The organism is Spirillospora sp. CA-142024 (assembly GCF_050942325.1).
Lineage (GTDB): Bacteria > Actinomycetota > Actinomycetes > Streptosporangiales > Streptosporangiaceae > Spirillospora.
This window is the reverse complement of sequence record NZ_CP192077.1, coordinates 8,702,909-8,724,131: the sequence shown is the minus strand read 5'-3', so window position 1 is coordinate 8,724,131 and position 21,223 is coordinate 8,702,909. Positions and strand designations below refer to the sequence as shown.

The window sequence follows — 21,223 nt, the reverse complement described above, 5'->3', positions numbered from 1 at the left end:
CGGCGCAGGGCCCGCCGCGATACGACCTCCGCCGGCGAACCCGCGCACCGATGGCCCGCCCGTCAGGTCTCGGGATACGTGAGTTCTTCCAGGGCGGTGACGGCGTGGGCGCGGTGCTCGTCGAGAATGCGCACCGCCCGGTCGGCGTCGCGGGCGTGCAGTGCTTCCAGCACGGCCCGGTGCTCGCCGATGACGCGTTCCCGGTTGACGCCGTGCCCGTAGTAGATGGAGCGATACGCGTCGGTGGCGTCCCAGAGCGAGCCGATCAGGCGGTTCAGGCGAGGCATGCGCGCGCACTCGTACAGAGCCATATGGAAGGTGCGGTTGGCCGCGGCCATGTCCAGCACGTCACCGGCGGCGCCGGCGCGTTCGACGTCCTGCTGCGCCTTCTCCAGCGCCGTCAGGTCCTCGTCGGTCAGCTGCGAGACGGCTTGGTGCACCGCCTCGGCCTCGAGGATCTTCCGGATGCGGTACACCTCGCGCAGATCGTCCAGCGACAGTTCCTCGACGAGGTAGCCGCGATGAGCCCGGTAGCCGACCAGCCCTTCGCCCTGCAGGGTCTTCAGCGCCTCGCGGAGCGGGACACGGCTGACGCCCAGCTCCTCGGCGAGCGCGTCCTGCCGGATCGGCGCACCCGGGCGCAGGCGGCCGGTGGTGATGGCGCGGCGGAGTTCCCCGAGGACGAACTGCTGGGCCGTCGGCGGCCGACCGCGTCCCTCAAGCGAACTCATCGCCCCAATATCTCACGGACCCATGCGTCGTCCCCGCCGAGCTGCGGAGGCGGCAGCCGATAGCTCGGCGGAGTCACGCCGAGCCGGATGGGGTTGGCGACCTGGCCCACGCCGTCCACCTCGACGGCCGGGGAAAGCCCCAGGTCGGCGGAGAGCTCGAAGGCGGCGGCGAGATCGTTGATCGGGCCGCAGGGCACGCCCGCCTCGGTGAGCAAAGCGAACCACTCGTCAGCGGTCCGGCGGGCCAGCGCCTTCGACAGCTCGGTGACCAGGGCCTCGCGGCCGGCGACCCGCCCGGCGTTGGCGGCGAACCGGGCGTCGTCCGCCAGGTCGGGGCGCTCCAGGACGGCGCACAGGATGCGGAACTGCCGGTCGTTCCCGGCTGCGATCACCATCGGGCGGTCGGCGGTGCCGAACACCTCGTACGGCACGATGCTGGGATGCCGGTTGCCCATGGCCCGCGGCACGACTCCCGCTGCCACGTACGCCGACGCCTGGTTGGTCAGCGCCGACAGCAGTGAGCCCAGCAGCGACACCTCGACCAGCTGCCCCTCGCCGGTGCGGTCGCGGTGCCGCAGCGCGGCCAGCACGCCCAGCGCCGCGTGCAGCCCGGTGACCACGTCGACGAGGGCGACCCCGGCCTTGGTGGACCCGTCGCCCGTGACGCTCATCAGGCCGCCCATCGCCTGTGCGATGAGGTCGTACCCGGGAAGGCCGGCGCCCTTGCCCGCGCCGAAGCCGGTGATGGAGCAGTACACCAGCCCCGGGTTGAGCTCCCTCGCCTGCTTGTGGCCGAGGCCGAGGCGGTCCATGGTGCCGGGACGGAAGTTCTCCACGAGCACGTCGGCGCGGGCGGCCAGCCCCCGGGCGAGGTCGAGATCGTCCGGATCGCGGAGGTCGAGCGCGATCGACCGCTTGTTGCGGTTGACGGCCAGGAAGTAGGTGGCCTCGCCGTCGGCGTGCGGGGGACCCCACGAGCGGGTGTCGTCGCCGTCCCCGGGACGTTCCACCTTGACCACGGTGGCGCCGAGGTCGGCCAGCAGCATCGTCGCGTAAGGCCCGGCCAGCACCCGGCTGAAGTCGGCGACCAGCAGACCGGACAGGGCGCCGTCCACGCGGGTGCGCAGGAGGCCGTCGGCCGGATTCGGGATGTCCACCCTCAGGACGCTAGCCAAAGGGCTCTGGATAATCAATACTGGATCCAAAATCCGATCTGAGGAGGATGGGCCCGTGACGAAGTCCCCCACCCACCCGGCCGCGCTGTTCGCCGTGGACGGGCTGCTGACCGACGAGGAACGTGAGATCAGGACGGCCGTGCGGCGACTGCGCGACCGCGAGCTCAGCCCGCATCTGGCCGAGTGGTTCGAGGAGGGCCGCATCCCCGCCCGCGACCTGGCCCGGCAGTTCGGATCCCTGGGTGTGCTCGGCATGCACCTGCGGGGCTACGGCTGCGCCGGGCTGGGCGCCGTCGCCTACGGCGTGGCCTGCCTGGAGCTGGAGGCCGCCGACTCCGGGTTGCGGAGCCTGGTCTCCGTGCAGGGCTCCCTCGCCATGTACGCGATCTGGAAATACGGGAGCGAAGAGCAGAAGCAGGAGTGGCTGCCCGCGATGGCGACGGGTGAACGCATCGGCTGCTTCGGCCTGACCGAGCCCGACTTCGGCTCCGACCCGGCCCGGATGCGCACCCGCGCCCGCCGCGACGGCGATGACTGGGTACTCGACGGTACAAAGATGTGGATCACCAACGGGTCGGTGGCCGACGTCGCCGTGGTGTGGGCGCAGACCGACGAGGGCATCCGGGGCTTCGTCGTCCCGGCCGGGACGCCCGGGTTCACCGCGCACGACATCAAGCGCAAGCTGTCGCTGCGCGCGAGCGTGACCAGCGAGCTCGTACTGGACGGCGTACGGCTGCCAGGCAGCGCCCTGCTACCCGGCGCACGCGGCCTGTCCGGTCCGCTGGGGTGCCTGAACGAGGCCCGCTTCGGCATCGTCTTCGGAGTGATGGGCGCCGCACTGGACTGCCTGGAGACCACGATCGCGTACGCGGCCGAACGTGAGGTGTTCGCCCGGCCGCTGGCGTCCTTCCAGCTCACGCAGCAGAAACTGGCGGACATGACGCTGGAGCTCGGCAAGGGCCTACTGCTGGCGATCCACCTGGGACGCCTCAAGGAGGCGGGCACCCTGACGTCCGAACAGGTCAGCGTGGGCAAGCTCAACAACGTGCGGGAGGCCCTGGACATAGCCCGCACCTGCCGCACCATCCTGGGCGCGAGCGGCGTCACCCTGGAGTATCCGATGATCAGACATGCGGCCAACCTGGAGTCGGTGCTGACCTACGAGGGCACGTCCGAGATCCACACCCTGGTGATCGGCCGCGCCCTCTCCGGCCACAGCGCCTTCGCCTGATCCGCCCGGCGGCCCTGCCAGGGAGAAGACGGAGATCTGGCAGGGCCCGCCACGACCGGTTGAACGGCGGTGCCCGCAGGCTGTGGGTCTGTGGACATTCGGCGTCCGTGCAGGGCCCGGCGTCGGCGGCGCCATGCGGCGAGTCGTCGGCTCAACTCGTTCACTGGGCCGGGCCTCGCGGGCGTCGGCCGAGCGCTTCGTCCCGCCTCGGGATGCGCAGGCGGGACGAAGGCCGGGGAACGGGTGGTCAGGTCAGCGGCCAGACCAGCCCGGTGAGGACGAAGCCGATCAGGCCCATGACGGTGGTGAGCACGGTCCAGGTGCGCAGGGCCGCGCCGACGTCCAGGCCGACCAGGCGGGAGAACATCCAGTAGCCGGCGTCGTTGATGTGCGAGAGGGCGAGCGCCCCCGCGCCCATGGCGACGGCGATGAGCGCGGTCTGGGCGGGCGAGAGGGCGGCCGTCTTGACCAGGGGGGCGATCAGGCCCGCCACGGTGACCAGGGCCACCGTCGCCGAACCCTGGACCGCGCGCATCAGCAGGGTCATCAGGAAGGCGAGCACCAGGACCGGTAGGCCGGTGGAGCGCAACAGGTCGGCGACGGCGCCGCCGATGCCGCTGGCGACCAGGACCTTGCCGAACACGCCGCCCGCGCCGGCGACGAGGATGACCGCGGCCACCGGCGGCATTGCCGAGGTCATCACTTCGGAGATGTGACGGCTCGACCAGCCCCGGCGCACCCCGAGCAGGTAGGCGCACAGCCCCAGCGCGATGATCAGGGCCACCAGCGGCGCGCCCACGACGTCGAGGACGGCGCGGAGCAAGGAGCCGTCCTCCAGGGTGTTCTCGCCCACCGCCCCGAGCAGGATCAGCGCGATCGGGGTCACGATCATGGCGAGCACCAGCCCGAAGGACGGCGGCGCCTCGGCGGGGGCGGCGGTGACGGGCGGCGTTTCCGGCTTGGTGCGGACGGCCGTGAGGCTCCCGCCGGACGTGCCCGTGGCGGGAGCCACCGGGGCACTGCCGTCCGGGCCCTCCGGTCCGGCATTGCCGAACACCTCGGCCTCGATCTCGGGGGCCATCGGGTAGCTGTGCCGGGTCATCCGCGCGGCGATCAGGTATCCGGCGAAGGTCACGACCGCGACGATCGGGAGGCCGTAGAGGAGCACCTCGCCCTGGCTCGCGCCGAGCAGCTGCGCGGCGGCGACCGGTCCGGGGTGCGGCGGCAGGAAGGCGTGCACGGCGAGCATCGCCGCCCCCATCGGCAGCGCGTACACCAGCAGCGGCCGGCGGGATCCGCGCGCCACCCCGTAGGCCAGCGGCATCAGGATGATCAGGCCGACCTCGAAGAAGACCGGGATGCCGAGCAGGAACCCGGCCACGGTGAGCGCCAACGGGGTGCGGCGCTCGCCGAACCGCCGCATGAGGGAGTGGGCGAGGGCGGCGGCGCCGCCGGACAGTTCGACGATCCGGCCGATCATCGCGCCGAGCGCGATGATGAGGGAGATATGGCCGAGCGTGGAGCCCATCCCGTCCTCGATCGTCTTCACCAGTTCGCCGGCGGGCACCCCGGCGGCCAGCGCGACGCCGATGCTCACAACGAGCAGGGCGACGAACGGCTGGATCTTGAACTTGAGCACCAGCACCAGCAGCAGGGCGACCCCCGCCGCGGCGATGAGCAGCAGCGTGCCGTGGCTCATCTCGACTCCTTGGAGGTCTGCAGAGGGGACAGGACGGTGACGATGCTGGAATCGTCCTGGGCGGCGAGGCCGGCGCGCTCGCCCATCAGGTACAGCTGCTCGGCCGCGGCGGCGAGCGGGACGGGCACGTGGGCGGCCCCGGCGATGCCGGTGACGATCCCCATGTCCTTGACGAAGATGTCCAGACGTGAACGGACCTCCGCTCCCTCCTCCTCGTAGGCCTGCACCATCCGGGGGCCGCGGTCGGAGAGCATGAAGGAGCCCGCGGCGCCGCGGCTCAGGCTGTCGATCACCGTCCGCGGATCGAGTCCGAGTCCGCGGGCCAGCGCGACCGCCTCGGCCGCGGCGGCGATGTGCACCCCGGCCAGCAGCTGGTTGATCGCCTTGAGCGCCTGCCCGTCGCCCGGGTTCGGCCCCACGACGGTCAGGGTCGACGCGAGCAGGTCCAGGACCGGCCGTGCCAGGGCGAGGGCGGCCTCCCCGGCGCCCGCCACGATGAGCAGGTCCCCGTCGCCGGCCCGGGCCGGGCCGCCGCTGACCGGCGCGTCCACGATGAGCAGGTCGTGCTCGGCGAGGCGGGCCGCCGCGGCGCGGACGACGTCGGGACCGACGGTGCTGGTGAACAGGACGACCGCGCCGGGACGCATCGTCGTGGTCACCCCGTCCGGGCCGAACAGCGCCTCGTCGGCCTGGGTCTGGTCGCGGACGGCGAGCACGGCGACGTCGGCGGTGCGAACCGCGTCGGCCGGGGTCTCGGCCGGCGTGATCGACCCTGCGCCGACGACGCCGGTGCCGGCGGCGAGCGCGCGGCGCGCGCGATCGACATCGAACACGGACACGGGCAGGGCCGAGGCGAGGCGACGGGCCATCGGCAGGCCCATCGCGCCCAGGCCGATCACGGCGACACAGAGGGCGCGGGCGGCCGGATCGGGAGCGCGTCCCGAAGCAGGACGGGCGAGGGGGCGGGCCCCGTTACGGACTGAGGTGTCGGCCATCAGGCCTCCTTCGGAGTGGTGGGACGGGCGGTGACGGCGTGCTCTGACAGGGCGGAGCCGCGGAGGAGGTCGAGGACGTCGGCGAGGGCCTCGTCGCCGCCGACGTTCCCGGGGAAGACGACGTAGGGGACGCCCATGCAGGGGCCGGAGTCCGGGTCCCACAGCGAGACGATCCCGGGGAGGAGCGTGCCGCGGACCCACGCGCGGCGGACGTCCAGCGCGCCGGTGGCGATGTCGCTGGAGGTGATGCCGCCCTTGGCCAGGACGAAGCGGGGGCGGCGCACGGCGGTGACGGCGCGCACCGTCTGCACCAGGGCCGCGGACACCTGCCGGGCGATGGCCAGGCTGGTGTCGGCATCGTCCCCCGCCACGACGGTCCGGGAGGTGCGGACGACGACGTCCGCGCGGTCGAGGGCGGCCGCGCAGGCCGCGGCCGTCTCGGCGATGTGGCGCTCGCGCCGCCGGGGATCCAGGAGGGTGTGGACGTCCAGCTCGAATTCGGCCGGGGCGAAGCCGGAGCCGCCGCGGGCGCGCACCCGGGCCAGTTGGCGCGTGGTCAGGCCCACGTGCGAGCCGACGGTCACCAGGCCGTGGGGCGCGGTCCCGCCGGGGGAGCGCGGGATCTCGGCCGGGGTGAGCGGGGCACGGGCGGTCTGCCCGGTCCGGGCCCGGACGAACGACGGGCCCACCCGGTAGAGCAGCCGCTTGCCGCGCTCATGGGCCTCGGCGAGGGCGAGCGCGAGCACCCGGAGATCGTCGTCGCAGACGGCGTCGACGACCGCTGGACGGCCGTCCCGGAGCCCGCCGAGCAGCGCCGCGACGTGCGGGGGGCCGCCGACGCGCAGATCGGTCAGGGTGATGGGCAGGACGGCGTCGGCGGGAACGCGGCCGCCGGTCTTCTCCGCGACCCATTCGCGCAGGTCGGAGCTGCGGTAGCCGAACGTCGCGTCGCGGGCGAACTCGCTGTGGCCGACCGGCGTGAGGCCGCCGGCCGTGTGCAGCCAGTGCACCGAGTCGACGGTGAGCCGCCCCGCCTCGATGAACGCGGGCGCGACGACGACGCCGTCGACCGGGCCGGTGCCGACGGCCGCGAGTTCCTCCGCGAGCACGTCGGTCTCCAGCGGGAAGTGCCCGCGCAAGGTGGAGTCGCCGCGGCTGGCGACCACGTAGCCGACTCTTTCGGCGCGGGCGGCCTTGTGCAGGGCACGGACGACGTCCCGGTTGCGCGCGGCGGTGTCCGCGGGGCCGAGGCTGCGGGTGTTGGTGAGCACGAAGAGGGCGGCGGCGTCCTGGCGCAGGCCCCAGCGCAGGTCGTCGACGGTCCAGCCGGTCAGCACCGGGACGCCCGCCACGGCCTGGGTGCCGGTCGGGTCGTCGTCGAGGACGACGAGCCGCGGGCCGTCGGCGATGCGGGCCGCGACTTCGCCGACGGTGACCGGCCGTACGGGTGGCAGGCCGCCGAGCACCCGGTCGGGCGGGACCGGTGCAGCAGATGTCGGAGTGTGCGGGGTCGCAGGCACAGCGTGAGCGATTTCGGGCATGGGGTACTCCCTGCGGAGGTGATGGACGTGAGCGCCCAGGGGAGGGTCAGGACCGGGCTTCGTACCCCAGCGCGGGCCTACTGGATGGCGGCGCCGGGGCGTTCATCTGCGGCGGTGTCTGCGGGGTGATACGAGGTCAGACGGCGCGACCTCGTCAGGATGGATGTGCTCAAACAGAGCCGTGCGAGGATTCCGGATCGGCGACATTCGGGGCGGAAAGGACGTGGACGCGCAGGTCGTCGACCGTCTGCGCCATGTGGGCGTCCATCGCCTGGCGCGCCTGGCGGGCGTCGCCGGTGATGAGCGCTTCGAGGATCAGCGCGTGATGGGCGATGGCGTTCTCGCGGATCGCGGGCACCGCGGAGGTCTCCCGGCGGCCCTCCTCAAGGAGCCGCCCGAAGGGTTCGAACAGCAGCGGGATGAAGGCGTTCCCGGCGGCCCGCATCACGCAGTCGTGAAAGGCGATGTCGGCGGACACGAACAGGTCGGTGTCCTGGGCGGCGGCCGCGTCCCTCATGTCGTCGAGAAGGGACCGGAGCTGCTCCAGGTCCTCCTTCGACCGCCGGACGGCGGCCAGCTCGACCGCGCCGATCTCGATCATCCGGCGGGCCTCGATGAGGCGCTCGGAGACGACCCCGCCGGAGCGGGAGGCCCCGGCCGCGGCCCGGATCACCGGCTCCAGCGCCGTCCACCGGTCGGGTGGATTGACATAGGTGCCGCGTCCCCGATGGATGCGGACCACGTTCTGCGCGCGGAGCACCTTGACCGCCTCCCGGACGGTGAGCCTGCTGGCCGCGTACCGCTCGGCCAGTTCCCCCTCGGGCGGCAGCATCGAACCGGCCGGGAAGTCGCCGTTGATGATCGCGGTGAGGAGCCGCTCGGCGATCTCGTCCGAAAGGGACATGGCGCTGTCTCCTTGCCGTAACAACCATGACATCAGACGTCTGATGTCAAAAAGGTAGATGCCGGGCGAGGGCACGTCAAGACTCCGCCCCAGGTGAGGCCCGGTATCCAGCAAGCGCGGCCGCAGGCCCCAGAGCGCGGGGACCGGGCGATCGCGAAACCGAGGTCGAGGTCGCCCTCCCAGACGGCCTCGTCCGCCCAAACCGCGATGACATCCAGGTGAAACTCAGCGGTGACCAGCTGTGAATCGTCGGCGAGATCGACCAGGAGGAAAACGGCAAGGCCTGCGCCGTCGTGTCGGCAAGTTCGTCTACAGACCGGTTTGCCCGGGGACGCCGACGCCACAGCCGGCGCCGTCGACGCTGAACTGGCCGAGGGCGTATTGACCGTACGGGTTCCCAAGTCCGAAAGGGCCCGGTCCCGGCGGATCGAGGTCAAGACCTGACGAGGGCGCCTCTCTCTGACGTTCCGTGCGAGTGGAGTCTGTGCTCAGGGCTTGTTCACCAGCTGTGCCGGGACGGGTGAACGAGCCCTGACGCGCCTCTGGGCCTGGGATGAGCCGGACGTGGTCTCGGCTGCGGTGGGCTTGAATTTGGTGGGGTCGGTGGGGTCGCCGTGAGGGCAATGTGTCGATGCGGCGGGTCGGCATATCCAGCGCTTGCAGGACGGTACGCAGCTCGTCGCGTTCGGCGGGTGTGACCGGCGCGTCGCGGATGTACAGGGCCATCACCAATTGATCGATCGCCGTCTCCCATCTGCCGCTGGCCGCCGAGCCGGTGACGCGCTGCAGCACCTTGCGAGGCAGCCGGTCGTTGTAGCGGCCGGGCAAGCACCGCAGGAACTGGGCAAGCTCTCGACGCTCCAGGGCGGTGGACGGCGCAACGCAAGGCCGAGGAGCGTCGGCCCAGCCGAACAGTTGCAGTACCTGGTCCATCACACCCACGGCGTCCCCTTCACATTCGCCTGACCGGTCTCTTCGGCCCGCGATGGGGCGACAGGTGCGGGTGGCGAGCCTGATAAGCGCTACCGGCCGGGGAGGTTGACCCACCCCCGCCGGGGCAAGAAAACGATCACGCCAGCAGGTCGTCCACGAGGCTGCAGCGGGTTGAGGTATCAGGGTGCCTAGCGGGCATGAGTAAGACCTGTGAGGCGTTCTCCCTTCGCCGGCATTGTCCGGATCAGGTGGCTAGGGGTCGCCGTACCGCCTACACGGCGTTCCGGCCTCTCAGCCCTTCCGTCGTTCCCCTGCTGGATTGCTCCTTCAGAGGTTCTCTGGCCGGGCTCCCTCGCTCGTCCCACAGGCCCATATTCAGTTTCCCGCGGCGGCTGCCACAGCACCAGGGTGACGGCCCACCTTTGCCTGGGTGTGGGGCACTTTTTGCTGTAGTCGATGGCACTTCGTCTTGTCTGGTGCCCGATCTGCTGCAGCGAACCGTTGCGCTTTCGGCCCGCGTGCCGCTGACCCGATGATCTTGCTGTGGAGCAGGTGATCAGTGCGGACCGGGTCGAGTGGGTGCCGGTGTTCACCGGCTTGTCGGTGCGCCGGTTCCGCAAGCTGGTGCGGATGCTCGGCCCGGCCGAGCTCGCGACCTTGCGACGCGCCGTCCACCGCCCGCACCCTCGAGATCGGACGATCCACCGCCTACGCCGCTCTCGCCGACCCGCGCTAAGGCGCCCCGCGACACTCGACGTACCCATCGGCCTTTGTCTGCTGTCAGACTTCGGCGCTCACTAACGATTGCCGGGCGCTCAAGGTGTTAGCGGGTCAGGTGCCGGCCGCCCGCCACGGAAAGAACTTCACCGTTGACGTGCCCGTTCGCGGCCGAGCCGAGATAGGCGACCGCGGATGCGACGTCCTCGGGAGTGCAGATGCGGCGGGTCGGTGTCTTGGCGGCCTCGGCGTCGACGACTCCCTGCCCGAGCCCGGGTGTGGTCAATGCCCGCTCGGTCAGGGTGAAGCCGGGGCGGACGACGTTGGTGAGGATGCCGTGCTCAGCCTCTCGGGCGGCGAGTACCTTCGCGGCCGTCTCCAGCGCGCCCTTGGCTGCGGGGTAGGCGACGGCGGCGGGCATCGGCTGGTCGACCACGTCGGAGGAGATCAGCACCAGCCGCCCCCATCCCGTACTCCTCATCCCGGCAAGGACGGCGTCGATCACCGCCAGCGTCCCGATCGCGTTCGCGGTGAAGCCGTCGGTCAGGGTGTCCCACGTCTCTGGACCCCTCGCCGGCCAGGAGACGGCGTTGGCGACCAGGACCGCGATGTCACCGAGCTCGCGCTCGACCTGGTGCACCGCCGCCTGGATCGACCCCTGTTCGCGCTGGTCGATTCGGATCGTCGCCCCCTTCCCGCCCGCCTGGATGATCGAGTCGATGAGGGTGCGAGCCTTGTCCTCGCTGCGGTGCCAGCCTGCGGCTACCAGGGCGCCTTCCTGTGCGAACGCCCTGGCGACCGCGCCGCCGATTTCACCGGATGCCCCCGTGACCAGGACGACTCGACCGTTGAGTCCGAGATCCATTGCCCCTCCAGTATTTAGCCGACTACCTATTAGCCGACTATATACATAGTATGATCAGTGCGTGGATGCAAGCGAGGCGATGCGCGTCAACCGGACGCTGAACAAGATGAGCAAGCTCTACCGCGCCGTGAAGGCGCGCAAGCTCGCCGCACTCGGGCTGCACCCCGGGCAGGATGTGCTGCTGTGGGTCCTGGCGCAGGAACCCGAAGGGATGACGGTCTCGGAACTGGCGGCACGGCTCGGCATCGAGCCACCGACCGCGACCCGCAGCCTGGCCCGGCTGGAGGGTGGCGGATGGTTCCGGCGCGAGACGGTCCCCACCGATCGCCGCCAGGTCCGCATCGTGGTCACAGACGCAGGACACAAGCTCGTGCCCGGCATCGAACGTGCATGGGCAGAGCTCGCCGAACAAGCTATGGGAGAGGCGAGCATGGAACAGCGTGAAATCGCGCTCACCGCCCTTGAGGGCGCCAACGACCGACTACAGGGTCTCGTTGGAGAAGGCGTCCTCGCAGAGGAATGATCAGGCGGCGAGACCGAGGTCGAGGTGGTGGTCTATGCCGATCTCGATGGTCCCGTAGAGGTTGTTCTCCACCACCTGCGGGCCTTCGTGGATCTCCCGGAGTAGCTCTTCGGAGGCCACGTATTTGGCGATGCGCGGTGATCACCGCGAGGTCCTCCTCGGCTCGGAGGGCGGATCGGGGTGTTCAGGACATGCAGACGCAGGCGGAGCCGCACGCCTGGCAAGTGTCACCGTTCTTCGCCCCGGCGGGGTCGGCATGGGTGGGAAGGGTGCAGCAGGTGTCGCCGTGCCAGGCCTCGCGGCCTTCCTTGGCCGCCACGGCCGCGATGACCAGTGCGGCGATCGGGTCGGCCCAGGCCCAGCCGAACAGGCTGTTGACCGCCAGCCCGGCCAGCAGCACGCCCGAAAGGTAGGTGCACAGCAGCGTCTGCTTGGAGTCGGCCACCGTGCTCGCGGAGCCGAGTTCGCGGCCGGTGCGCCGCTGGGCGTACGACAGGAACGGCATGATCGCCAGCGACAGCGCCGCCAGCACCAGACCGGCGGTGGAGTGTTCGGCCGTGCCGCCGCCGCCCATCAGCGCGTGGACTGAGTCGGCGGCCACATAGGCGGCCAGTATGAAGAACGAGAGCGCAATGATCCGCAGTGCGCGCCGCTCCCGGCGTTCGATGGCCTCGGGCGTGCGGGCGGAGAACTGCCAGGCGATCGCCGCAGCGGAGGAGACCTCGATCACCGAGTCTAGTCCGAATGCCACCAGGGCTCCGGACGACGCCAGGCTTCCAGCGGTGACCGCGACAACCGCCTCGATCACGTTGTAGGTGATGGTGGCGGCCACCAGCAGCCGCACCCGCCGAGCGAGCACCGCGCGGCGCCGCGGGGACGGGCTCAAGGGCAACGCCGTCACGCCGGCGCCTGCTCATCAGGTCTGCATGCCCCCACCTGCTCGCCCTCCGTATCGACGCCGTAAGTGGGGCAGAGCACCACGGCGCGGTCGGTGGCGGCCAGCAAGAGCTCCGCCGAACGCAGCAGGTCCAGCAATTCCGGGACGGCGATGAAGTAGAACGATTGGCGGCCCTCGGCGCGGTAGTCCACCAGCTTGCACCCGCGCAGGCAGCCCAGGTGCTTGGACACCGTCGACTGCGCCATCCCCAGTTCCCGGGTCATATCCACCACCCGCGCCTCGCCTCGCGCCAGCCGCTGCGCGATCGACAACCGCACCGGGTCGGCCAGCGAATGGAACAGCGCCGCGGCCGGCGCCAGCCCGTCCCGCGAAATCATTCCAAAATCAGAATCAATCGCCATATCGTGATGATATGAGGGATCTGTGAACAGTCAACAACGTCCGCTGCATCCGTTCCGCCCGTCGGCCGTGCCTCCTTCAGCCGCCTGGTCGGCTGGCGAGGTACTTTCCTAAAGCTGGTCGGTGCCCGGTCCGGTGATGCCCGCGGCGGAGCGGCGCTGATCCGGCCGCTGGACAGATCGGCTGAAGGCCGGGGCGGCGCCGACCTGTTCGGCGGTGTCCTCTTCATCTTCATCCGTCATCAGCGTGCCGGTCGCTCCAGATACTGGAGGACCGCACTGCTTTCGGTGCAGGATACGCAATCACGCCACTTCGAGGCACGATCTAGTCGAGCGGCAGTGTCGTGATGTGGTGGAGAGACCGGAGGGCCGCTGGGAGTTCGTGCGTCGCGATGACGACGGTGGTGTCCGGCAGGTCCGCCAGGAGGCCGAGTATGTGCTGGGCGGTCTGGTCGTCCAGCCCGGTCGTCGGTTCGTCGACGATCAGCACGTGAGGCCGGGTGGCCAGGGCCCGGCCGAGGTAGAGCCGGCGGAGTTCACCGCCCGAGAGGTCTCTGCCGCCGGGGCCGACGCATGTCCCGGGGGTGAGGCCGCTGCGATCTAGCCATAGATCGGCGAGGCGCGTGTTGATGTCGGTGTCGGTCAGCGCCGGATCGGCGAGCCGCCAGTTCGACCCGAGTGTTCCGGTGAAGAGGTGGTCGTCGGCGGCGACCGCGGTGACGGCGGGTCGGTCGCCGGGGACGGCGAGCGATCGTCGTAGTGAGGAGGCGAGGGCGCGCAGCAGGGTGCTCTTGCCGCTGCCAGAGCGCCCGGTGATGACGAGGACTCCGTTGCGTTCGGCGTGTGCGCCGATGACGCGCCCAAGCCGCAGGGCGGTCGGAGGAAGAACGTACTCACCGAAGCCGATGCCGTGCTCGGTCACCCACGACCGCATCGCCGGAACGGGCCCGTCGTCCGGAGCGCGCGAGTCCGCGACCGCCGTGAGGCGGTGGCGTGCTCCCAGGGCGGCAACTCGCGCTTCGGCGGTGGCCGCCAGCTGTTCGGTCTGTGCCACCACGCCGACTGCCATCAGCGCGACGAACACGAACGTGGCGGTGCCGGTGCCGATCGCGCAGACGATCGTCGCCGTCACGGTGGCGGCGCCCGCCAGCCCGCTGATCAGGTCGGTGCGGAGCCGGTGGCGATCGACCGCGTCACGTGCGGCGCCGAGTTCGGAGAACTTCGCCGTCGTACGTGTCGCCAGCTGCTCGGCGGCGCCGAGCGACGCCATCTCCGCCCATGCTTCGGCGGCCGTGACCGACTCCGCGCGCAGGGCCTTGCGGGTGTTCTGCTCGGCGGTGTGCACGCTGGTCGACGGGCGGTGCGCCGCCAGTGCGGTGAGTGCGACGCCGGCGGCGAGCGCTGCCGCCGGCGCGGCGGACGCGGCCAGCGCGATGGTGAGGACGCCGGTGGCCGTCGTCGCGGCGGCCACCACGGCGGGCGCGGTGCACTGGATCAGTGCCATTCCGGAGGTGTCGGCGTCGGCCATGGCGCGGTCGAGCAGGTCACCGGACCACAGCCGGTCCAGTTCACCCCGGTCGGCGGCCGCGGCCCTGCGGAAGAGGTCGGCCCGGTCGGCGGCGACGCGGTGGAGGGCGGCGGCGTGCAGCACCAGGCGCCTGCTGTAGTTGCCGGTGATGCGGGCCAGGGCGAAGGCCCGCACACCGCCGCTGGGGGCGATGTAGGAGAACGAGCTGAAGGTGGCCGCGCCGGCGACGGCGCACGCGCTGATGAACCAGCCGGACAGGCCGAGCAGGCCTGTGGAGGACAGTTCGGCGAGGACGGCGAGCACGAGTCCGATGCCAGACAGCGCACGGGCTCGTCGGTGAGGGCTGCGGGGAAGGAGGCGATCCGTCCTCATCGTGCGCCCACGGGGGTCGCGTGATGAACACGGCAGTCGTCGATGACCAGGACGGTGTCGGCCGCGGCGGCCAGGGCGAAGGAGTGGGTGGCGAAGACGACCGTGCACCCGTGGGCGGCTCGCAGCAAGGCTTCGATGACGTCGTGTTCACTGTCGGTATCGAGGTGGGCCGTCGGCTCGTCCAGCAGCCAGAGCCGGGCTCCGCGCAGGAGGGCGCGGGCGATCGCGATCCGGCGGGCCTCGCCGGTCGACACGCCCCGGCCGCCTTCGCCGAGCCTGGTGCCGAGCCCGTCGGGCAGGCGGTCGATCACGGAGCGCAGACCGGCGGCATCGGCAGCCTGCTGGATCTGTCGTTCGGTGGCGTCCGGCCGGCCGAGGCGGATGTTGTCGCGGACCGTCGCGTCGAGCAGCACGGTCCGCTGCCCGATCCACGCGGCTTCGCCCAGTACCGGCGCCTGCCGTCCTGAGGCGGTCTGCCACCGGATCTCCCCGGCCGACGGAGGCCGCATGCCGGCGATCAGTGACAGCAGAGTGCTCTTGCCCGCTCCGGAGGGCCCGGTGATCGCGGTCCGGCTCCCGGGCGCGATGGTCAGGTCGGCCTCGATGGTGTCGTGGTCGGTGCCCGCGTAACGGAACCGGACGGCGCTGAGGGACACCCCGGGTGGTCCGCCGAGCCGTGGACGCGCCGCCCGGGTCGCTTCTCCGGAGGGCGTGTCCTCGACGAGGTCGCCGACGGCTTCCGCCGCGGCAGCGGCGCGTTCCCGCTGGTGGAACGCGGCGGCCAGCGCGCGTATCGGGGCGAAGTACAGCGGGCACACCAGCAGGATCAAAAGGCCGCTGAACAGGCTGAGTCCGGGGGCGTGCGGCAGGCGGACGTAGCCGAGCAGCGACAAGCCGATGTAGGTCGCGTTCACCGCGATGGAGAACGTGATGACGACATCCATGATCATTCCGGAGATGAACGCGCGGCGCAGCACGCTCATGGTGGCCGCGTTCAGTTCCTCGGCGGCTTCGGTCAGGGTCCGGCCGCGCCGGCCGGCGGCGCCGAGTTCCCGCAGGGTCGGCAGGCCGCGGAAGCTGTCGAGCACGACGGCGTTGAGCCGTCGGGTCGCGGCCCACTGGCGGTCCGCGCCGTGCCGGGCGAACAGGCCCGCCAACCGCATGTTGATGGGGATGAGGGCGCTGGTCAGGATGAGGATGATCGCCGCGGGCCAGTGCAGCACGGTGACGATCGCCAGAACGGCGAGCATGGACAGCGGGGCGGACCGGCGCAGCGGCGCGATCTCGGCGTGATAGCCGGCGAGGTCGTCCGCGAGGTCGACCATCGCCAGCCCGGCCTCGGCGGGACCGATGTCGTGGCCGCGCCGGGTGGCTGGCAGCAGTGCCGCGGCGAGCCGTTGCCGTATATTGCCCGCCACCTCTCGGGCGCCGCGCCGGCGGAACCTTCCCGAAGCCCACCCGGCCGTCGGCGCGGCCGCGCCCGCCGAGGCGAAGAGCAACACGCCTTGTGCGTCCTGTGGTGCGCTGTGGTGGAGCACGCCCTGAGCGGTCCACGCCAGGCCACCCCAGCGGGCGATGGTGAACACCGTCTCGAGTGTCAGGAGAGCGCCGGACAAGCCGAACCAGCGCCGCGCGGGAGCGGCGAACACGGCGAGCCATGCATCGGCCGTCCGTCGCTGGGCAGGGGCGATGCACTCATTCGTCGTCATGAGGACGCCGCTCGTCAACGATCCAGGTGATGCCTCCGGTCAGTGCGATGGCGACCATGCCGAGCGTGGTCAGCAGCGCCGAGTGGACCTGCGGGTAGCCGCCGAACATGCCCTGGCACACGAGGTAGGCGACCGTTCCGAGGGCGGTCCAGGCCGTGGTGGTGGACAGGCGCCGAGCGAGGCGCACTGGCGCCGGCCGGGCGGTCGGGCACTCGGCGGCTTCGTTGCCGGTGAGGTGGTCGGTACGGCGGGCTGTCATTTGTGTGCTCCTGTGATGCCGGGACGGTCGGCGGTGGAGGGCTCGCCGGGAGGCGGTCCGGTGTCGAGCTTGCCCGCGAACGCCCGGTGGGCGAACACGTTGTAGGCCAGCACCAGCGGCATGTTCAGTCCGATGCCGACGAGGATGAAGACCATGGTGTTGTGGGGGGCGGCGGCGCCGTCGACGGTGAGGTCCGGTGGCATGAGGACCGGATAGCGCGCCACGCCGATGGCGAGGAACAGTGCGACGACCGTGGCGATGAGCCCGCTGATGGGCATGGTGTCCGCCGCATCGGTCTGTTGCCTCCACGGGAACGTGGTCAGCGAGGTGGCCGCTCCCGCGGCGGCGAACAGCAGGAGGCCGCCGAAGGCGAACGCGCGTCCCGGGCTGGTCAGGTTCAGCGGCGTCGAGGTGGTTTCGATGGCGAACAGCGCCGCTGTCGACAACCCGATGGTCACCGCCGTGGCGATCAGGCCGTTGTGGGCCGCTGACGCGCGCAGGCGCCCCGATGACTTCTGTTTGGTGTAGGCGTAGCCGAGTGCGGTGTAAGCGGCGGTGACGGTGACGCCGGTCAGAGCCGAGAACCAGCTGAAGGCGCCGAACGCCGTGCCGGCGGAAGCGCCGTCGTGCGGGTTCAGGGCGCAGGTCAGCGTGCCCAGTGTGAACCCCTGCGCAAAGGAGGCCAGCAACGATGCCACGCCGAAGGCCGTGGTCCAGTGGCGTGCGGGCGGCGCCTGGGACGCCATTTCGACGCTGACGCCTCGCACGATGAGCGCGAACAGCATGACGATCACGGGCAGGTAGGCGTGCGGGAGGATCGTGCCGAATGCCTGCGGGAACCCCGACCACAGGGCCACGCCGAGCAGGATGAGCCATGTCTCGTTGCCGTCCCAGCCCACCGCGACCGACTCCAGCAAGTGCCGCCGGTGGGCGGCGTCGCGTTCCAGAAGGGTGGCCACGCCGACACCGAGGTCGTAGCCGTCCAACACGACGTACATCAGCAGGCACAGCACCACGACAGCGAGCCACAGGGTAGTGATCACGGGGCCACCGCCTCTGCGGAGCCGGGCCGTTCGGGAAGCCGCCCCGGGAAGGGGCCTCCTGGGCGGGAGGTCGCGGTCGTGTCCGTCGGGCCGGGCCGGGGCTCATGTCGAGGATCGTCACGCTCCGGTCCGAGGCGCACCGTGTGGACGATGTAGGCGATGTAGGCGACGAGCATGATGAGGTAGAGCACCGAGAATCCGATCACCGAGAACAGGACCTCGCCGGGCGCCAGCCTGGAGACCGCGTCGGAGGTGCGCAGCCGCCCGAACACGATCCACGGCTGCCGCCCTGCTTCGGCGGTGACCCAGCCGCCGAGGATGGCCAGGATGCCGGACGGGGTCGTCCAGAGGACGAACTGGTGGAAACGTCGCGCGGTCCACAGCCGGTTGCGCATGCGTAGGATCGTGGCGGCGAAGGCTGTGCCGAACATCAGCACGCCTGCCAGGAACATGATGCGAAAGCCCCAGAACGTCGCGGCCATGTTCGGCCGATCGGCGACGGGTGTGAGTTTCAGGCCGGGCATGGGCGTGGCACAGCCGAGGTCCTTGGCGATGGCACTACCGAGGCACGGGACGTCGAGCTCGGCGATGTTGCGCGCGGCCAGCTGGTCCGGGATCTCGAACAGGACAAAGCCGGTGTCACCGTTGTTCCAGTTGCCTTCGATCGCTTCGAACTTGGAGGCCTGGTGGGGCAGTTCGTGGCCGGCGACGTTGTCACCGAGATAGAGCTGGACGGGCATCAGCAGTGCGGCGACGCCCAGGGCGATCGACATCGACCGTCGCGCGAAGGCTTGCGCGCGTCCCTTGACCAGGTACCAGGCCGAGATTCCGGCGACGAAGAACGCGGCTGAGATCAGCACGGCGGCGACCATGTGCGGCCAGCGCCAGATGAAGGACGGGTTGAAGATGACGCGCGTCCAGTCCGTGGGCTCGAACCGGCCGTCGACGATGGTGAAGCCGGCCGGTGTCTGCATCCACGAGTTCGCCGCGATGATCCATGTGGATGACAGGAGGGTGCCCAGCGCCACCATGACGGTGGAGGCGAACATGGTGCTCTTGCGGACGCGGCCGTCCCCGTAGAGCAGGACGCCGATGAACCCGGCCTCGACGAAGAAGGCGGTCACGACCTCCATGCCGATGATCGGCCCGATGACCGCGCCCGTCCTCGCGCCGTAGACGCCCCAGTTCAGACCCATCTGGAAGGTGATGACGGCTCCGGCGACCACGCCGATCGCGAAGCCCACGGCGAAGATGCGCCGCCAGAACCGGAACATCTGCAGATAGACCGGCCGCCCCGTCCGCCAGTGCATGCCGTAGACGACCGCCAGGAATATCGAGAGTCCCACGGTGATCGCTGGGAAGGTCATGTGGAACATGACGGTGATGGCGAACTGCCACCGGGACAGGTCCAGAAGACTCATTGCTGCTCCTTCACGAGCATCGGCCCGTCGCAGGGCGGGGGATGCCGGCCCTGCCCTGCGACGGGCCGGATCATCAGCCATCGATCACGGGGGTGGCGGCGGAGGGCTGAGCGAAGCGGGGCAGGGCCGCGGCGCCGACCGCGAGGAGGGCGACGATGCCCATCTGTACGTATTCGACGGTGGCGAAGGCGTGCGAGGCACTGCCCGGCTCCAGAGCCAGGTAGAGGGTGCCCAGGGCGGCGACACCGAGGGCGAGGCCGCTCTGCTGCAGGGTGATCAGCACGCCGCTGCCGACACCGCCGAGGTGGGCGGGAACGTCGGCGAGCACGCTGCGGAACAGCCCGGTGAACAGCATCGACTGCCCTGCGCCGACCAGGGCGAGCGGCAGGGCCATGGCCCACAGGCTCACGTGCGGCCACTTCGTTACGACGACCATGACCAGCGTGGCCAGGCCCGCGAGCTGGATCACGGCGCCGGTGGACAGGGCCGCGCGGCCGAAGCGGCTGATCAGGCGGGGCGCGAACAGGGAGCCGGCGAGGAACAGCAGGGCCATCGGCAGGATCGCCAGGCCGCCGTGCAGCGCGTTCTCGTGCAGGCCGTTCTGCACGGTGAGGGCGAAGACGAACATGAACGCGCCGAAGCCGATGCTGAAGACCAGGACCATCCCCAGGCCGCGGGACATGGACGGCAAGCGCAGCAGGGACGGCGGCAGCAGCGGGACCTCGCCCCGCCGCTCGGCACGCTTCTCCACGCGGTAGGTGACGGCGGCGAGGACGGCGGCGACGCCGATCAGCAGCCACGTCCACCACGGCCAGCCCAGCGAGTGCCCCTCGGTCAGCGGGACGAGGAGGGTGGTGAGGGTGGCGGCGAACAGCACGGTGCCGGGCAGGTCGATGCCGAGGGGATGCGGTGAGCGGGTGGCCGGCACGATCCGCGCCGCCACCAGCAGCACGACCACTCCGATCGGCACGTTGACCAGGAAGATCGGCCGCCACGACGTGTCGGCGACGTCGGCGGACACCAGCAGGCCTCCCACCAGCTGCCCCACCACGGCCGCGATGCCGGAGGTCGCCCCGTACAGGGCCACCGCGCGAGCCTTGCGCTCCCCGTCCAGAGTGTGGTGGAACGTCGCGAGGACCTGCGGGATCAGCAGCGCCGCGGTGCCGCCCTGCACGATACGAGCCCCGATCAGCACCCCCACGGTGGGTGCGATGCCGCACGCCAGGGAGGCGATGACGAAGCCCACCAGCGCGCCGAGGAAGATCCGGTGCCTGCCGTAGCGGTCACCCAACCGGCCGCCCAGCACCAGCAGGGACGCGTAGGCCACGCCGTACCCGGCGATCACCAGCTCCAGCGACGACGCCGAGGCGTGCAGCGAGGCATCGATGCTCGGCAGGGCGACGTTGGTGATGAAGAAGTCCATGATCGGCAGGAACGCGCCCGCCAGCAGGATGAACACCCCGAACGGGTGCAGCCCGCCTGCCTGCGCCACGGCGCGCGGGGACGCCGGCGCGGCATCAGGGGACCGGGTGGACAGGGAGGTCTTCATGACGCTTCCTCCAGAAAGTTATGAATGCATAACTATATGGTCACTGCTACTATGACCTCATAACTATCCTTTTGGCAACCGCCCACCCTGGAGATGTGATGCACGACCGAGCGCGGCAGCCGGACGACGAACAGGACCCAGAGGCGGGCTGGGCCGACCTGGCGGACCTGGTGCTGATCATCGCCCGGGAGATCCAGTTCCGCGGCTACACCGACGAGCGGGCCGTCCCGCTCTCCCCGTCGGAGGGCATGGTGATGCGTCACCTCCAAGACGACCCCGCCGCCCCACCCAGCCGGATCGCCGATGCCACCGGACTGCAGCGCACCAACCTCTCCACCGTCCTGCGCGGCCTGGAGACCAAAGGCCTCATCGAACGGCGAACCTGCCCGGACGATCGCCGCGGGGTGACCGTCCACGTGACCGAGCGCGGCACGACCAACTACGCCCTCGTCCGCCAAGAATGGGCCAGAGCCGTCTCGGCGGCCGCCACTCACGACACCACCGGCCTCGACACGGCGCTCACGCTGCTCGGCACCGTGGAAGCCGGCCTCGTAGCGGCCCGATCGGGAACCCCGCCCTCGAAACCCGCGGTGTGAGCCCCCATCTGCACCGGACGGAGGCGACGGTGACCACGACCGTCAGCAGCAGTCCGAGGGTGTCGACCACGCAGCCTGGACAGCTGACGGAAGACCTGGGCGTCGCATCAGAGGCGGAGGTAGCCGTAGATCGTCT

20 protein-coding genes are annotated in these 21,223 nt (G+C 70.8%); 4 read left to right on the top strand and 16 right to left on the bottom strand.

Annotation, left to right across the window (positions count from 1 at the left end):
- Positions 1–62 precede the first annotated feature (62 nt).
- Both ACQPZP_RS41325 and ACQPZP_RS41320 read right to left on the bottom strand, forming a co-directional pair.
- Positions 63–731, bottom strand: a complete 669-nt coding sequence (locus ACQPZP_RS41325; protein WP_433475047.1) for a GntR family transcriptional regulator — start codon at positions 729–731, stop codon at positions 63–65.
- Positions 728–1,888, bottom strand: a complete 1,161-nt coding sequence (locus tag ACQPZP_RS41320; protein ID WP_433475046.1) for a CaiB/BaiF CoA transferase family protein — start codon at positions 1,886–1,888, stop codon at positions 728–730. The genes ACQPZP_RS41325 and ACQPZP_RS41320 overlap by 4 nt, the downstream gene beginning before the upstream one ends.
- 73 nt (positions 1,889–1,961) lie before the next feature.
- On the opposite strand from ACQPZP_RS41320, the gene ACQPZP_RS41315 reads away from it, so the two are divergent.
- Positions 1,962–3,137, top strand: coding sequence for an acyl-CoA dehydrogenase family protein (locus ACQPZP_RS41315; RefSeq protein WP_433475045.1), 1,176 nt, complete (start codon positions 1,962–1,964; stop codon positions 3,135–3,137).
- Positions 3,138–3,384: 247 nt separating this feature from the next.
- Here the strand turns inward: ACQPZP_RS41315 and ACQPZP_RS41310 are convergent, their stop codons facing one another.
- The 4 genes from ACQPZP_RS41310 to ACQPZP_RS41295 form a co-directional block, all read right to left on the bottom strand.
- Positions 3,385–4,836 carry an SLC13 family permease gene (locus tag ACQPZP_RS41310; RefSeq protein ID WP_433475044.1) on the bottom strand — a complete coding sequence of 484 codons (1,452 nt, stop codon included), beginning with the start codon at positions 4,834–4,836 and terminating at the stop codon, positions 3,385–3,387.
- On the bottom strand, positions 4,833–5,831 hold the full coding sequence (locus ACQPZP_RS41305; RefSeq protein ID WP_433475043.1) for an NAD(P)-dependent oxidoreductase: 999 nt from the start codon (positions 5,829–5,831) through the stop codon (positions 4,833–4,835). The genes ACQPZP_RS41310 and ACQPZP_RS41305 overlap by 4 nt, the downstream gene beginning before the upstream one ends.
- Positions 5,831–7,372, bottom strand: a complete 1,542-nt coding sequence (locus ACQPZP_RS41300; RefSeq protein ID WP_433475042.1) for a four-carbon acid sugar kinase family protein — start codon at positions 7,370–7,372, stop codon at positions 5,831–5,833. Before ACQPZP_RS41300 ends, ACQPZP_RS41305 begins: the two co-directional genes overlap by 1 nt.
- 169 nt (positions 7,373–7,541) lie before the next feature.
- Positions 7,542–8,276 (bottom strand): FadR/GntR family transcriptional regulator, encoded by a 735-nt coding sequence (locus ACQPZP_RS41295; protein WP_433475041.1) that lies wholly within the window; start codon positions 8,274–8,276, stop codon positions 7,542–7,544.
- A 231-nt stretch (positions 8,277–8,507) separates the two neighbouring features.
- Between ACQPZP_RS41295 and ACQPZP_RS41290 the strand changes: the two genes are divergently transcribed.
- Positions 8,508–8,720: an Hsp20 family protein gene (locus ACQPZP_RS41290; protein WP_433475040.1), complete on the top strand. Its 213-nt coding sequence runs from the start codon at positions 8,508–8,510 to the stop codon at positions 8,718–8,720.
- Between the two features lie 1,312 nt (positions 8,721–10,032).
- Here ACQPZP_RS41290 and ACQPZP_RS41285 read toward each other — a convergent pair.
- Complete coding sequence (locus tag ACQPZP_RS41285; protein ID WP_433475039.1) at positions 10,033–10,791, bottom strand: SDR family NAD(P)-dependent oxidoreductase; 759 nt, start codon at positions 10,789–10,791, stop codon at positions 10,033–10,035.
- A 61-nt stretch (positions 10,792–10,852) separates the two neighbouring features.
- Between ACQPZP_RS41285 and ACQPZP_RS41280 the strand changes: the two genes are divergently transcribed.
- On the top strand, positions 10,853–11,314 hold the full coding sequence (locus ACQPZP_RS41280) for a MarR family winged helix-turn-helix transcriptional regulator (protein WP_433475038.1): 462 nt from the start codon (positions 10,853–10,855) through the stop codon (positions 11,312–11,314).
- A 184-nt stretch (positions 11,315–11,498) separates the two neighbouring features.
- Here ACQPZP_RS41280 and ACQPZP_RS41275 read toward each other — a convergent pair whose 3' ends face one another.
- From ACQPZP_RS41275 to ACQPZP_RS41235, 9 genes are all read right to left on the bottom strand, one after another.
- Positions 11,499–12,215 (bottom strand): cation transporter, encoded by a 717-nt coding sequence (locus ACQPZP_RS41275; RefSeq protein WP_433475037.1) that lies wholly within the window; start codon positions 12,213–12,215, stop codon positions 11,499–11,501.
- On the bottom strand, positions 12,212–12,613 hold the full coding sequence (locus tag ACQPZP_RS41270; RefSeq protein ID WP_433475036.1) for an ArsR/SmtB family transcription factor: 402 nt from the start codon (positions 12,611–12,613) through the stop codon (positions 12,212–12,214). The genes ACQPZP_RS41275 and ACQPZP_RS41270 overlap by 4 nt, the downstream gene beginning before the upstream one ends.
- Before the next feature lie 108 nt (positions 12,614–12,721).
- Positions 12,722–12,853 (bottom strand): hypothetical protein, encoded by a 132-nt coding sequence (locus ACQPZP_RS41265; RefSeq protein WP_433475035.1) that lies wholly within the window; start codon positions 12,851–12,853, stop codon positions 12,722–12,724.
- Between the two features lie 82 nt (positions 12,854–12,935).
- A complete protein-coding gene (locus ACQPZP_RS41260) occupies positions 12,936–14,441 on the bottom strand; it encodes an ATP-binding cassette domain-containing protein (RefSeq protein WP_433475034.1) in 1,506 nt (501 codons plus the stop codon).
- 65 nt (positions 14,442–14,506) lie between these two features.
- On the bottom strand, positions 14,507–16,219 hold the full coding sequence (locus ACQPZP_RS41255; protein ID WP_433475033.1) for an ABC transporter ATP-binding protein/permease: 1,713 nt from the start codon (positions 16,217–16,219) through the stop codon (positions 14,507–14,509).
- Positions 16,206–16,478, bottom strand: coding sequence for a hypothetical protein (locus ACQPZP_RS41250; protein ID WP_433475032.1), 273 nt, complete (start codon positions 16,476–16,478; stop codon positions 16,206–16,208). The genes ACQPZP_RS41255 and ACQPZP_RS41250 overlap by 14 nt, the downstream gene beginning before the upstream one ends.
- Complete coding sequence (locus tag ACQPZP_RS41245) at positions 16,475–17,521, bottom strand: cytochrome d ubiquinol oxidase subunit II (RefSeq protein ID WP_433475031.1); 1,047 nt, start codon at positions 17,519–17,521, stop codon at positions 16,475–16,477. The genes ACQPZP_RS41250 and ACQPZP_RS41245 overlap by 4 nt, the downstream gene beginning before the upstream one ends.
- Complete coding sequence (locus ACQPZP_RS41240; protein ID WP_433475030.1) at positions 17,518–18,942, bottom strand: cytochrome ubiquinol oxidase subunit I; 1,425 nt, start codon at positions 18,940–18,942, stop codon at positions 17,518–17,520. Before ACQPZP_RS41240 ends, ACQPZP_RS41245 begins: the two co-directional genes overlap by 4 nt.
- A 73-nt stretch (positions 18,943–19,015) precedes the next feature.
- Positions 19,016–20,491: an MFS transporter gene (locus ACQPZP_RS41235; protein WP_433475029.1), complete on the bottom strand. Its 1,476-nt coding sequence runs from the start codon at positions 20,489–20,491 to the stop codon at positions 19,016–19,018.
- Between the two features lie 98 nt (positions 20,492–20,589).
- On the opposite strand from ACQPZP_RS41235, the gene ACQPZP_RS41230 reads away from it, so the two are divergent.
- Positions 20,590–21,087 (top strand): MarR family winged helix-turn-helix transcriptional regulator, encoded by a 498-nt coding sequence (locus ACQPZP_RS41230; RefSeq protein ID WP_433475028.1) that lies wholly within the window; start codon positions 20,590–20,592, stop codon positions 21,085–21,087.
- Positions 21,088–21,223: the final 136 nt, after the last annotated feature.